This is a genomic window from Pseudonocardia sp. (assembly GCF_025465255.1).
In the GTDB taxonomy this organism is placed as follows: Bacteria; Actinomycetota; Actinomycetes; order Mycobacteriales; family Pseudonocardiaceae; genus Pseudonocardia.
The window spans coordinates 1-13,089 of sequence record NZ_JAODNI010000022.1; the positions used below are offsets into that span (position 1 = coordinate 1).

A 13,089-nucleotide genomic window follows, 5' to 3' on the forward strand; every position below is an offset into this window, starting at 1 on the left:
GGCTTGACCAGCGCAGACGTCTCTGAAGCCGTCATGGACCGGCCTCGTGGGATCAAACGGGGTGCCAGTGGGGGATCAAGGCAGCGGCGTGTTCCTGCTCCTATCGGGCTACGCGGTGGATGACGAGTCGGGTTGCATCGGTGACCAGGTCGGGCTCGTGCCACTGGACGTGGTGGTCACTGCCGGTGGCGACAATCTGCGGGGTGTTCGGCTGTAGCCGTACCAGGGCGGTTTCGGCTGACTCGTACAGCCGGTTGATCTCCTCCCGGGACGCCCCCGGCGGCGGTGGCAGGGCGGTCTGGAACGGCTCGGTCTTGGTGAGCACAACGACCGGCATCGGGCGCAGCGGAGCGGCGGCATCGACCTGCGCGACGCTGCATCGATTTTCTCGGCCTCGGGACGGTCGAGCGGCGTGCCCGGCGGCGCCGCCTGCAGGACCTCCCGGTAGGGCGGCCATTTCGCGCCGAACACTTCCGAGAGGGTGGCGCTGATGGCGTCGACGAACACGATGCCGCGCACCTCGTCGGGGTAGGTCCGGGCGTAGAGGTGGGCGAACAACCCGCCGAGCGAGTGCGCGGTCAGCACGTACGGGCCGGGCACATCGCCCGCGGCCAGCAGCGCATGCAGCTCGGCGACCACGTTGGCGGCGGTGCGCGGCTGCGCGACCGGGGTGCTGCGGTCGGTCAGGACGGCGCTGCCGAGGGTGTAGCGCACCGTGCCGGGGCGGTCGAAGGTGCACACCCGGTGGCCGGTGGCCAGGGCCTGGGGCACCGGCGGGCCGATCGCCGGCGGGGTGATCAGTTCACTGATGTCCCAGGCGTCCCCGGCGTCGTGGTAGCCGGAGATCAACAACACCGTCGGCCGGCCGGGGGCGAGCGGCCGTTGCACTCCAGGTGGACTTGCCGCCCCCCGACGTCGAACCCGGGAGGCGAGGTTCGTCCGAGGTCAAGGCCAGGTTGACAGCCCGCTGTAATCCGCTCGCAGGAGGCGTCGGCGTCGTCCGAGCTTCTGCCGATCTGCCCCGGGCGAAGAACCGCAGCTCGGCTCAACCTGCTGCAATCAGGCGGTTCAGCCGGACGCCGCGCCGCGTTCGGCGAAGACGGTCTCCCGCGCGAGGATCGTGCCTCGGGCGATCGCACCCCGCACGACCGCCTCCTCGCCGAGTTCACCGCCGACCAGGGTCGGGCGCATCGGGGTGACCTCGGGCAGAGCCGCAGTGATCGCGGGCTCGAGCAGATCGAAGTTCTGGCCCACGCGGCCACCGAGCACGATCAGCTCCGGGTCGAGAAGGGCGGCGATTCCGGCTACGGCGAGCGCCAGCTGCCGGCCTTCCTCCGCGACCGCCTCGAGGGCCCTCGGATCCCCGTGGTGGGCGAGCTCGAACACCCGCTCGGCGGTGAGGCAACCGGTGAGTCCGGCCTGCTCGGCGTACCGGACCACGGCGTCGGCGGCAACGGCCTCCTCCAGCATGCCCCGCGCGGCCCGCCCGGCCCGGGCGGTGGACGGCCGCTCTCCTATCGGCAGGTACCCGACCTCGCCCGCCGCGCCCGTGAAGCCGCGATAGACCCGGCCGTTGAGCACGAGACCCACGCCGACGCCGCTGCCGATCGTCAGATACGCGAAGTCCCTCAGCCCGCGCGCGGCGCCGTAGCTCAACTCCGCCAGCGCGGCGAGGTTCGCGTCGTTGTCGACGGACATGGCCGGGCCGATGCGGTCCGCCAGCGCCTGCGCGAGACCGGCCTGGTGCCAGCCGGGCAGGTTCGCCGCGTAGCGCACACCGCCGCGGCGCGGGTCGAGGACACCGGGCGACCCGATGGCGGTGTGGGTGACCGATCCCGCCGCGAGACCGGCCCTCTCGGTCGCCTCCTCGAGTGACCGGGCGGTGAGCTCGACCAACGCGGCGGCGCTCTTCGCGGTGTTGCGCACGGACAGCTGGGAAAGGGTGTCGCCGAGCAGATCGGCCACACGCAGGTGCAGCCAGCCACGGCCGATGTCGATGCCGGCGACACTGCCGGCGGCCGGGTTGGCCGAGTACAGCTTGGCAGGGCGCCCGAGCTGCCGACCTCCACCGGCGCCGGCCGTGACGAGCCCGGCCCGCTCCAGGTCGTCGAGGGCAGCGATCACCGTGGGCTGGGACAGGCCGGCGGCGCGCGCCAACTGGGGCCGGGTGGCCGGGCCGGCGGTGAACAACCGGTCGAGGAGGAGTCGCTGGTTCATCTCCCGCAGCAGCGACGGTGCCGCCCCGGCCGTCAGCGGGGCGACGGGCCCGTCCTGCTCGAACTCGCTCGAGGACCGTGCCATCCACCCATCCTAAGGACTGTTGAAAAAGTGGCGGGGAGCCCCTTGACGCGTAAGCAATCTTTATTAAAGACTCCCAACTATGTGCGGGGAACGGGTTCGCGTCGAGTCGTCGGACGGCGCGGCCGTCATGGGGATCGACATCGGTGGCACCAAGATCGAGGTCGCCCTGGCCGCACCGGACGGCGAGATTCTCGGCCGGGCCCGCCTGAAGACCCGCGCACAGGAAGGTCCCGGGCCTGCCCTGGAGCGAGTGGCCGGCATGGTCGTCGCGCTGCACCGACGCCACGGCGCCGACCGCCGGATCGTTGCGCTCGGCGCCGTCTGCCCGGGGGTGGTGCAGCCGGACCGCATCCTGCTCGCGCCGAACCTGCCGGGGTGGGAGGAGACCGACCTCGCCGCGCAGCTGCGATCGGCGACCGGCGTCGCCACCGTCGTCGTCACGAACGACGTGCGGGCAGGCGCGTTGGCCGAGGTCCGTCTCGGCGCGCTCCGGGGGTGCCGTTCCGGCCTCTACGTCAATCTCGGCACCGGGATCGCCGCGGCTCTGGTCGTGGACGGCCGCGTCGCGGAGGGCGCCCACCACGCGGCGGGCGAGATCGGCTACGTCCGGCCGTCCGGCGCGCTCGGGGCCTGGGCCGTGACCGGGTACCCACACCTGGAGTCCGCCGTGGGGGGCAACGCGCTCGCCGAGCGGGCTGCGAACGTCCTGGGTGAGTCGCTGAGCACGGCGCAGCTGTTCGGGCGCGCCGATCCGGTGTCCGCCCACCTCGTCCACCAGGCCCTGGGCGCGCTCGGCACGGCTCTGGTGAACCTCGCGGTCTTCGCCGATCCCGATCGGGTCGTCATCGGCGGAGGGTTCACCGCGTCGGCCGACGTCGTCCTGCCGGTACTCGACGCGTACCTGCGCACCGGCGTCCCGTTCCCTCCCGAAGTGGTCGTGGGGGACTTCGACCGGGATGCCTCGCTGCACGGGGCGATCGCCCTGGCGCTCGACACGCTCGGTCCGCCGGACGGCGGGCCGTTGCTCGACCTGTGTACGGAAGGGGCCACCCGATGAGCGAGCTCGGGATCCGGATGGCGGCGGAGATGGCCGAACAACCCGCCGTGCTGGCCGCTCTGGCGGGCCGATTCGACGACATCGCAGGACAGGTCGCGGCCCTGGTCTCCGGGCCGGTGGCCGGCGTGGCCTTCCTGGCCCGCGGGTCCTCGGACAACGCGGCACTGCTCGGTCGCTACGCCGTGGAGTTGTCCTCGGGGCTGCCGACCTGCCTGGTCGCGCCCAGCGTGATGACCGCCTACGACCGCACCCCGCAAGGCTTCGCCGGGTGGGTCGTGGTGGCGCTGTCGCAGTCCGGGCGCACGCCGGAGATCGTTGACCTGGCCAACCGGTTCAGTGCCGTGGGCGCCACCGTGGTGGCGATCACCAACGACGAGCACTCCGACCTGGCAGGGGTGGCCCGGCTGACCGTGGGCCTGCGGGCCGGGCGTGAGGTCGCGGTTCCCGCCACCAAGACGGTCACCGCCCAGATGCTGGCCACGCTCGCCGTGACCGCCGGCCTCGGTGGCACACCGCTCGTCCCGCACCTGGCCGAGTTGCCGGCCCGGGTGGCGGGCGTACTCGGCGACGCCGCCGCGGTGGAGGAGGCGGCGGAACGGCTCGCCCCGCACCGGCGGTTGGCCGTCGTGGCGCGCGGGCTGTGCTACCCGGCGGCCCTGGAGACCGCCCTCAAGCTGCAGGAGACCACCGGGGCCATGGCGCAGGGCTTCTCGACCGCAGACTTCCGGCACGGGCCGATCGCGGTCTGCGGACCGGACGCCCCGGCGCTGCTGATGGGCGGCACCGGTCCCGCCGACAGCGACACCCGCCGGCTGCGGTCCGAGCTGGACCAGCGGGGAGCGCCGAGCGTGCTGGCCGGGTCGGCCGCGGGCGACGACGTCCCGTGGCCGGCCGCCGACGGCGCGAGCGACTGTCTTCTCGCCGTCGTCCGCGGGCAACAGCTCGCTCTCGCTGTCTGCCGTCGACGCGGCATCGACCCCGACCAGCCCGCCGGGCTGAACAAGGTCACCCTCACCCGCTGAACCGCGACGTCCCGGCAGGCCCGGCCCGCCGACCCCACCGACGAACGGAAGGACGATCATGAAGTCGACACTCGTGCGTTGCGCGGTGGCCGCGGTAGGCCTCGGACTCGCGCTCACGGCCTGCAGCACCGGCGCCGGCTCCGGCGGCAGCTCCTCGTCGAACGGCGTCGCCTCCGCCCCGGCAGGCAGCTCGGTCATCGACAAGATGCTCACCGGTACCACCGGCCCGAACGGGGAGACCCCGACGCCGCTCACCGACCTGACGTTCAGCGAGGACGACCTCGCGAAGCTCAAGACCGGCCACTACACCGCCGCCCAGCTGTGGCACACGTCCTCGCAGCTGGTCACCGCGGTGCAGAACGGGGCCGAGGCCGAGTTCGCCCGTCTCGGTATCGACGTCGTCGCCACCGCCAACGCGAACATGGATGCCGGCACCCAGGCCAACCAGGTGCAGACCGCCATGACGAAGAAGCCCGACGTCATCCTCGGCCTGCCGGTCGACCCCACTTCGTCAGCGGCGGCGTTCCAGCCCGCGGTGGACGCCGGCACGCGGTTGGTGTTCATGTCCAACGTGCCGGCGGGCTATGCCTACGGCAAGCAGTACTCGTCGATCGTCACCGACGACCTCTACGCCATGGGCAAGCGGGCTGCCGAGGCGCTCGGCACCGCCGTCGGCGGCAAGGGTGAGGTCGGCATCCTCTACTACGACGCCCAGTACTACGTCACCAACCAGCGCGACGCGGCGTTCCGGACGACCCTGATGAAGGAGTTCCCGGACATCAAGATCGTGGCGGAGCAGGGATTCTCGGACCCGAACAACGCGACGGGCATCGCGAGCGCCATGTTGACCCAGCACCCCGATCTCGCCGGCATCTATGCCAGTTGGGCGCAGCCGGCCGAGGGCGTGCTCTCGGCCCTGCGGACGGTCGGCAACACCACGGCGAAGGTGGTGACCCTCGACCTGGACGACCCGATCATGGTCGACATGGCCACCGGCGGGTCCACCGTCGCCGTCATCGCGGACGAGGCCTGGAATCTCGGCAAGGGGATGGCCGACGCGGCCGCCTACTCGCTGCTGGGCAAGCAGGCTCCGGCGTTCGCCGTGGCCGGAGCGCTCACGATCACCAAGGACAACATCGTCGAGGGCTACCAGCAGTCGCTGCACTCCGACGTCCCCACCGCGGTCCGCCAGGTCCTGAAGTAGGCCGCAGGCCCCGCCCGGGTTGCTCAGCAGAGAGGACACCGTGACCACCACGACCAGCGCGAGGACGATCGCCCCGTCGTCCGGGCCGCTCGCCCGTCTGCGTCGCGCCGAACCCAGCAGCTACATCGTCTACGTCGGCTTCGTGCTCATCGCGGTCGTCATGAGCATCGTGTTGCACGACGACGGGTTCCTGACCCGGCAGAACCTGATCAACATCCTGTTGCAGACCGCGCCCATCACCGTCATGGCGGTGGGCACGGTGTTCGTGCTGAGCCTCGGGGAGATCGACCTGTCCATCGGGGCGGTGGTCGCGCTGTCGGCGATCATGGCTGCGGTGCAGCTGCGCGACCACGGGCTGGTGGCCGGCATCGTTGCCGGTCTGGCCACGGGTCTGGTCGTCGGTGTGGTGAACGGGCTGCTGGTGACCAAGCTGCGGCTGCCGTCGTTCCTGGTGACGCTCGGGATGATGGGCCTGTGCGCCGGGCTGAGCCAGCGCATCACCCGGCTACAGGCGGTCCCGTCCACCGATGTGGCCTTCAACGGGCTGTTCGGCTCGGGCAGCCTGGCCGGGATCTCGACGCTGATCCTCTGGTCGGCGGTGTTCGTGCTGCTCGGTCACTTCGTCTACCGCCACACCCGGCTCGGCGCGCACGTGCTCGCCGCCGGAGACAACGTCCGGGCCGCCCGGGTGAGCGGCATCAAGGTCGACCGGATCAAGATCGGCGTGCTGGCGGTCAGCGGGTTGTCCGCCGCGGTGGCCGGACTCCTGTACACCGGGCGCCTGCACGGGGCGACCTACACCCTGGGCAGCTCCGACCTGCTCACCGTCATCGCCGCGGTGGTGATCGGCGGGACGCGGTTGTTCGGTGGTCGAGGCACGGTCGTCGGAGCGTTGATCGGCTCGCTGATCCTGGGGATGCTCAACAACGGGCTGATCCTGGCCGGACTCTCCGACTCGGAGCAGCAGGTCGCGCGCGGTCTGATCATCCTCGTCGCCGTGGCTCTCACGTTGCGTGAAGACAAGTCCTGACCTGGAACGGAACAGACGCATGTTTCTCGACCTCCTGAGGCGCCGGAACCCGGCTCTCGTCGACGCCGCGATCGCGGCGCACCAGAGCGGTGAGCTCCCGGCCAACACGTTCGCCATCGACCTCGACGCGGTGACCGCGAACGCCGCGGCCATCTCCGCCGAGGCGGCTCGGCTCGGCCTCACGCCCTTGGCCATGACCAAGCAGATGGGCCGCAATCCCGACTACTGCCGCGCGATCATGGCCGGCGGGATCGCGGCGAGCGTGGCCGTCGACACGGAGTGCGCGCGCGCCACCGTCCGGGCGGGTATGCAGCTGGGGCACATCGGCCACCTGGTGCAGGTGCCCCGTGCCGAGGCACGCGCCGCCGCGGACATGCGGCCTGCGAACTGGACGGTGTTCAACGAGGAGAAGGCGCGTGAGGCCGCCGAGGCGTCGGCGGCATCCGGCCGGGAGCAGCCGCTGCTGGCCCGGATCAAGGCGTCGGGTGACGAGTTCTACTCCGGCCACGAGGGCGGGTTCGACGCCGACGACGTGCTCGCCCTCGCCGACGGACTCGACGCCCTCGACTCGGCACGCTTCGCCGGCATCACCACGTTCCCCGCGCTGCTGTTCGACCCGCAGACGCGTGCGGTCCGGGCCACCCGCAACCTCGCCACCCTGGAGACGGCCGCGAAGCGGCTGACCGACTCCGGCCGGACGGGGGTGCAGATCAACGGGCCCGGCACCACGTCCTCGGCTGCGCTCGTCGCGCTGGCCGGGGCAGGCGTCACCCAGGTCGAGCCGGGGCACGCCCTGACCGGCACCACACCCTGGCACGCGGTCCAGGACCTGCCGGAGCTGCCGGCGGCGTGCTACGTCAGCGAGGTGAGCCACCTGCACGACGGCCGGGCGTACTGCTTCGGCGGCGGCATGTACGTCGACCCGGTGTTCCCGCCCTACCAGGTCCGGGCGGTGGTCGGGCGGGAGCCGGGCGCGACGGCCCTGCTGCCGGCCACGCTGCCGCCGCCGACCGCGATCGACTACTACGGCCAGCTCGACCTCGCCGACGCTCCGACCGTCTCGGTCGGGGACAGCGTGGTGTTCGGTTTCCGGGCGCAGGCCTTCGTCACCCGCGCCTACACCGCCGGCATCGCCGGCATCGCTTCGGGCCGGCCCCGCGTGGCCGGCATCTACTCCGCCGACGGCTCGAAGACGTCGTGGCCCGCCTGAGCCCCGCGGCTCCGCCCACCTCGTCCGGAAGGACAGCCCGATGACCGACACCGTTCCCGCTCTCGCGCTCACCCGCATACGCAAGGAGTTCGGCGGCGTGGTGGCGATCGACGAGTTCAGCCTGACCGTACGACGTGGCGAGGTCGTGGCGCTGGTCGGCGACAACGGAGCGGGCAAGTCCACGCTGATCAAGATCGTGTCCGGCATCCACCAGCCGACGTCGGGAGAGGTCGCGCTCGACGGCGAACCGGTGAAGCTGTCCGACCCCAGCGTGGCCCGCCGCCTCGGTGTCGAGGTCGTGCACCAGGACCTCGCGATCGCCGATCACCAGCCGGTTTTCATGAACATGTTCCTGGGCCGCGAGCTGGTCACCGGCCCGTTCCGCCGGCTGGACAAGAAGCGCATGGCGCGCGAGACGCAGGCGCTGGTCGACGAGCTCGACGTGCGCATCCCCTCCGCGCGTTCGACCATCCGCGACCTGTCCGGCGGCCAGCGCCAGGGCGTGGCGATCAGCCGCGCCACGCACTGGGCGAAGAACCTCGTCCTGATGGACGAGCCGACGGCCGCGCTCGGTGTCGCCGAGACCGCGAAGGTCGAGGAGCTGATCCTGCGCCTGCGGGAGCGCAACCTCGCCGTCCTGTTGGTCAGCCACAACCTCGACCAGGTGATGCGGTTGTCGGATCGGGTCACGGTGCTGCGCCGCGGCGTCCAGATCGGCACGCGGACCACCGCGAGCACGGACAAGAACGTGATCGTCTCGATGATCACCGGTCTGCAGACCGCGGACGCCTGAACCACCGACGGCCCGCAGCACCAGGACGGTAGGAGGACACGATGGCCGGTTCCGCGACCTCGTCGCTCAAGCGGGACACGCTCTCGGTGGGCACGTCGGTGGTCATGTGCATGGCGTTCATGGGGCCGGCGACCAGCGTCGCCTTCAACACGGCCCCGGCGGCCGGTGGAGCGGGCCAGGCACTTCCGTTCGCGCTGCTGCTCGCGCTGGTCGCCTGCCTGCTGGTGGCCAACACGATCGCGGGCTTCGCCCGCAAGCTGCCGACCGCGGGCTTCGCCTACACCTACAACACCCACGGGTTCGGGCCCAGCGGCGGCTTCCTGTCCGGCTGGTTGCTGCTGATCTCCTACGGCATGGTCGGTCCGATGTTGTTCTCGGCCATCGGCGCCTTCGGCTCGGACTTCCTCGTGGCGCAGTTCGGCTGGCACGTCGCGTGGCAGGTCATCACGCTCGTGTTCGTCGCGATCGTGTGGGCGATCAACGCCTCCGGCGTCTCGCACTCGGCGAAGGCGGCGTTGATCTTCCTGGTCATCGAGCTGGGGGTCGTGCTCGGACTGGCATCGACGATCCTCGGCAAGGGTGGTGCCGACGGCGTCACCCTGGCGGCCTTCAACCCCGTGCACTCGCTCCACGGCATCTCCGGCCTCGGCACCGGGATGCTCTGGGGCGTGCTGATGTTCATCGGCTTCGAGTCGGTGGCCACCCTGGGCGAGGAGGCGAAGAACGCCCGGCGCACCGTGCCGCTGGCGTTGTTCAGCGCGGTCATCGTCATCGGGCTGTTCTACGTCTACACCGCGTTCGCCTCGTCCAGCGGTTTCGCGAACGGAACGCAGTTCGCGGCGGACCCGAGCCCGTGGACCGCTCTCGCGCAGAAGTTCTGGGGCGGCACGGCCGTGCTCACGTTGACCGTGATGGCGAGCCAGTTCGCGAACGTGATCTCGGGTTCGAACGCCATCGTGCGCGTGATCTTCGCCATGGGCCGGGAGGGGATCCTGCCGCGCGCGCTCGGCCGCACCGGCTCCCGGAACACGCCGGCCGTCGCGCTCGGTGCCTACATGGCGTTCTCGGTGCTGTTCGCGTTGCTGGTCGGGCTGAAGTACGGCCCGTACGGCGTGTACGCCTTCGCGGGGACCGTGCTCGGCCTCGGCATGGTGTTCATCTACATCGTCATCAGCATCGGCGTGATCCGCTTCTACTGGCGTCGTCACCGGGCCGAGTTCTCCGTGATGCGCCACGGCGTCCTGCCCGTGCTCACCGCCCTGATCATGCTGCTCCCCGTCTACGGCCAGCTGAACCCGGCGCCGGCCTACCCGAACAACCTGGCGATCTGGTTGCTCGTCGGGTGGATGGTGGTCGGCGCTGTGTACCTGGGGTACCTGCACCGCCGCCGTCCCGCGCTGATCGGAGCCATGGGGAAGGCGTTCGAGGACTCCGCCGCACCCGCCTCGGCCCGACCCGAGGGCGCCACCCCCGCCGCCTGACCCCGCGCTTCCGCCACCGGGCCACCACCGAGGAGACACCACCACATGAGCGTCGTGCAGACCGTGCTCGGTCCGGTCCCGACCGAGGAGCTCGGCCGGATCATGCATCACGAGCACCTGCTGTCGCTGGTCCCGGGACCGTGGCTCTCCGGTGGCCGGCCGGACGCGCGAGTGCCGGTCACCGGACTGAAGCCGGACCCGAACGAGGCGCGGTACGCCGACGACCAGGTACGGCACGCGGTGACGGCGCTTTGCGGGCTCGCCGCACTGGGCATCGGAACGGTCGTCGACCTCAGCCCGTACGGCGTGGTCGGGCGCGACGCGGTCGGCGCGAATGCCGGCCTGCTGCAGCGCATCTCGCGCGAGTCCGGTGTGCACGTCGTGGCCGGTACCTCCGTGTACCTGGAGGCGTACAGCCCTCGTTGGACGGTCGAAGCCGACCTGCGGCAGATGACCGAGCGCTTCGTCGCCGACGCTGCGCAGGGCATCGGCACGAGCGGGGTGCGGGCCGGCGTCTTCGGGGAACAGGCCACCAGCCTGAACCGGATCACCGCGCACGAGGAGAAATGCCTGCGGGCCGCGGCTCGGGCCCAACGAGAGACCGGCCTGGGCCTGACGACACACACGACGCACGGGACGATGGCGTTGGAACAGCTGGAGATCCTTCGCCAGGAGGGCGCGGACCTCGACCATGTCGTGATCGGCCACATGGACACCCACGCCGACCTGGACTACGTCCGGCAGGTGGCCCGCACCGGCGTGCACATCGCCTTCGACACCGTCGGCAAGCAGAACTGGGACTTCGTCCTCGAGCCGGAGCCGCACGACCGGCCGGACGGCGACACCATGAAGCAGGCCTACCACCGGTCCGACGTCACGCGCGCGACGCGACTCGCCGCCCTGGTCGCCGAGGGATTCGAGGACCAGATCCTGCTCGCGCAGGACCTCACCGGCGCCGAGGTCTGGATGAACCCCACCACCCACGGCCAGTGGGGCTACAGCTACCTGGGTGCATCGTTCAGCACCCTGCTGCTCGAGCACGGGGTCACCGAGAAGCAGATCGAGAAGATGCTGCTGGACAACCCGGCCCGGCTGCTGGAGACCACCGCACGACCTTGACGGCGCACTGCACGATCCGGGGTGCCACCGACCGAGGTCCACCCCGCGCCGGGTCTCGCGCCGGTCCTCACGACAGCCCCGAAGACGGCGGTGAGGTCCGCGACCCCGGTTCGCTTCTATCGGCAGAACACCGATACGCACATCTACGCAGAGCGCGTTGACGGGCGATGCGAGGCGCTGGACCCTGGCACGTCTCATCCCGGCTGACCGGCTCGTGTCCGCTGCAGCGCGTTCGCCGCTCGCGCTCGGCGCGAGAGGAGCCACCGCCCCGGGCCGCACCGAGATCGCGGGGAGCTGCCGCTCATGGACACCGCCACGGAGGTCGAGACCCTGCACCAGGGCGTCGAGAAGATCGAGCCCGTCCTGCGGGAGAACGGACCGGTCGCCGAGCAGATCTGCCGGCTCCCGGACGCCTCGGTGAACGCGATGCGCGAGGTCGGGCTCTACCGGATGTGGACCCCGAAGGCCCTCGGCGGCCTCGAGATCGACCCGGTGAGCGGCGTCGACCTCTTCGAGAAGATCGCCCGCATCGATGCCGCCGCCGGGTGGAACCTCTACATGTCGGTGACGCCGTCGGTGTTCGGGATGTGGCTGTCCGACGACGGCGCCCGCGAGGTGTTCGCGGGCGAGCCGACGCTGGCCGCGGCCCTCTTCCCGCCCGCGTCTGCCGTCCTGGCCGAGGGCGGGTACCGCGTCAGCGGGCGCGTCCCGTTCGTCAGCGGCTGCCACGCCGCCACCTGGTTGATCCTCGCCGCCGTCGTGATCGAGGACGGCGAACCGAAGCGCACGGCGGACGGCGTTCCCGTCTCCCTGCTCGCCTTCCTCCCGCGCGAGGACGCGGGGATCATCGACAACTGGGACACGCTGGGCATGCGCGGGACCGGCAGCCACGACGTCGAGGTCACCGACCTGTTCGTCCCCGAGAACCGAGCCCCGGTCTTCGCACCGTTCGCCGACCACCCGCCGGGATCGGCGTTCCAGGGTCCGCTCTACCGGATGGTCTTCTGGGAGGCCACGTCGGGCCTGGCCTCGATCGCCCTGGGGATCGCCCGGGCCGCCATCGAAGACGTCGTGCAGCTGGCGAGGGTGAAGACCCCGGCCTACACCGGCATCCCGCTACGGGAGCGCCCGGCCGCCCAGTCGCAGATCGCCCAGGCCGAAGGGCACCGGGCCGCGGCGTGGGCCTACCTGCGGGAGACGCTCGCCGCGGCCTACGCGACCTGCGAGACCGGGCGCATCCTCACCGCCGACCAGCGCCGCGACCTCCAGCTCGCGTCCTGCCACGCCGTCCAGGCCGCCGCGACCGCGGTGCGGCTGGTCCACGAGGTGGCGGGATCCTCGGCGATCCGCAACTCTCAGCCGTTCGCCGCCCACTTCCGCAACGTTCACACCGTCACCCAGCACGCCTTCAGCTCGGCAAGTCGGTACCAATCCGTCGGTCAGCTCATGCTCGGGCTCACGCCGGAATGGCCGTTCTTCGCCTTCTAGCGGCCGGGGCGGGTAGCGACGAGCCGTGACGAAACGGCCGGCGGCCGTGGCCGCGAGGTCGTCCAGGTCGAGCCGAGGCGGGACGGCGCCCGCGGCCGGGCCCGATGCTCTTCTCGGCTAAGCCGATGCCGGTCGCTGCTAGTGGTTCTTGTGGTTCGCGGTCAGCGTGGTCCTGCACGCCAGATGCAGGGCCAGACGCTCGTCCGGCTCGGTGAGATTCACATGCAACAGTTCCTGGATGCGCGTCATCCGCGCGGCGACCGTGTTGCGGTGCACGCCCAGGACCGCGGCCGTCTCCGCCAGCGACGACTCGGCGTCGAGGTAGGCCGACAGGGTCCGCAGGAGGTCACCCGGCTGCCCGTCCAGGGGCACCAGCAGTGAGCG

At 71.3% G+C, this 13,089-nt stretch carries 12 protein-coding genes; 9 read left to right on the top strand and 3 right to left on the bottom strand.

What is annotated here, in order from left to right:
• Positions 1-108: 108 nt before the first annotated feature.
• Positions 109-888, bottom strand: coding sequence for an alpha/beta fold hydrolase (locus JWP64_RS02060; protein WP_366889237.1), 780 nt, complete (start codon positions 886-888; stop codon positions 109-111).
• A 180-nt stretch (positions 889-1,068) separates the two neighbouring features.
• Positions 1,069-2,301 carry an ROK family protein gene (locus JWP64_RS02065; RefSeq protein WP_297491619.1) on the bottom strand — a complete coding sequence of 411 codons (1,233 nt, stop codon included), beginning with the start codon at positions 2,299-2,301 and terminating at the stop codon, positions 1,069-1,071.
• Positions 2,302-2,380: 79 nt separating this feature from the next.
• On the opposite strand from JWP64_RS02065, the gene JWP64_RS02070 reads away from it, so the two are divergent.
• From JWP64_RS02070 to JWP64_RS02110, 9 genes are all read left to right on the top strand, one after another.
• Positions 2,381-3,358 carry an ROK family protein gene (locus JWP64_RS02070; protein ID WP_297491622.1) on the top strand — a complete coding sequence of 326 codons (978 nt, stop codon included), beginning with the start codon at positions 2,381-2,383 and terminating at the stop codon, positions 3,356-3,358.
• Entirely contained in the window at positions 3,355-4,380 is a 1,026-nt protein-coding gene (locus tag JWP64_RS02075) for an SIS domain-containing protein (protein WP_297491624.1), read from the top strand. The genes JWP64_RS02070 and JWP64_RS02075 overlap by 4 nt, the downstream gene beginning before the upstream one ends.
• 58 nt (positions 4,381-4,438) lie before the next feature.
• A complete protein-coding gene (locus JWP64_RS02080; protein WP_297491625.1) occupies positions 4,439-5,584 on the top strand; it encodes a substrate-binding domain-containing protein in 1,146 nt (381 codons plus the stop codon).
• A 40-nt stretch (positions 5,585-5,624) separates the two neighbouring features.
• Positions 5,625-6,614, top strand: a complete 990-nt coding sequence (locus JWP64_RS02085; protein WP_297491627.1) for an ABC transporter permease — start codon at positions 5,625-5,627, stop codon at positions 6,612-6,614.
• Positions 6,615-6,633: 19 nt separating this feature from the next.
• On the top strand, positions 6,634-7,824 hold the full coding sequence (locus JWP64_RS02090) for an alanine racemase (protein ID WP_297491629.1): 1,191 nt from the start codon (positions 6,634-6,636) through the stop codon (positions 7,822-7,824).
• Between the two features lie 40 nt (positions 7,825-7,864).
• Entirely contained in the window at positions 7,865-8,617 is a 753-nt protein-coding gene (locus JWP64_RS02095) for an ATP-binding cassette domain-containing protein (RefSeq protein WP_297491630.1), read from the top strand.
• Positions 8,618-8,658: 41 nt separating this feature from the next.
• Positions 8,659-10,098, top strand: coding sequence for an APC family permease (locus JWP64_RS02100; protein WP_297491632.1), 1,440 nt, complete (start codon positions 8,659-8,661; stop codon positions 10,096-10,098).
• A 45-nt stretch (positions 10,099-10,143) separates the two neighbouring features.
• Positions 10,144-11,217: a hypothetical protein gene (locus JWP64_RS02105; RefSeq protein WP_297491634.1), complete on the top strand. Its 1,074-nt coding sequence runs from the start codon at positions 10,144-10,146 to the stop codon at positions 11,215-11,217.
• 303 nt (positions 11,218-11,520) lie between these two features.
• Positions 11,521-12,705, top strand: coding sequence for an acyl-CoA dehydrogenase family protein (locus tag JWP64_RS02110; RefSeq protein WP_297491637.1), 1,185 nt, complete (start codon positions 11,521-11,523; stop codon positions 12,703-12,705).
• 138 nt (positions 12,706-12,843) lie between these two features.
• On the opposite strand, the gene JWP64_RS02115 is transcribed toward JWP64_RS02110, so the two are convergent.
• A partial coding sequence (locus JWP64_RS02115) for a helix-turn-helix domain-containing protein (protein ID WP_297491638.1) occupies positions 12,844-13,089 on the bottom strand: 246 nt, incomplete at its 5' end.

Coding starts and splice junctions, on each gene's coding strand:
- JWP64_RS02080 (WP_297491625.1), top strand. CDS start 4,439: ATGAAGTCGACACTCGTGCGTTGCGCGGTGGCCGCGGTAGGCCTCGGA.
- JWP64_RS02070 (WP_297491622.1), top strand. CDS start 2,381: ATGTGCGGGGAACGGGTTCGCGTCGAGTCGTCGGACGGCGCGGCCGTC.
- JWP64_RS02095 (WP_297491630.1), top strand. CDS start 7,865: ATGACCGACACCGTTCCCGCTCTCGCGCTCACCCGCATACGCAAGGAG.
- JWP64_RS02075 (WP_297491624.1), top strand. CDS start 3,355: ATGAGCGAGCTCGGGATCCGGATGGCGGCGGAGATGGCCGAACAACCC.
- JWP64_RS02110 (WP_297491637.1), top strand. CDS start 11,521: ATGGACACCGCCACGGAGGTCGAGACCCTGCACCAGGGCGTCGAGAAG.
- JWP64_RS02090 (WP_297491629.1), top strand. CDS start 6,634: ATGTTTCTCGACCTCCTGAGGCGCCGGAACCCGGCTCTCGTCGACGCC.
- JWP64_RS02100 (WP_297491632.1), top strand. CDS start 8,659: ATGGCCGGTTCCGCGACCTCGTCGCTCAAGCGGGACACGCTCTCGGTG.
- JWP64_RS02065 (WP_297491619.1), bottom strand. CDS start 2,301: ATGGCACGGTCCTCGAGCGAGTTCGAGCAGGACGGGCCCGTCGCCCCG.
- JWP64_RS02105 (WP_297491634.1), top strand. CDS start 10,144: ATGAGCGTCGTGCAGACCGTGCTCGGTCCGGTCCCGACCGAGGAGCTC.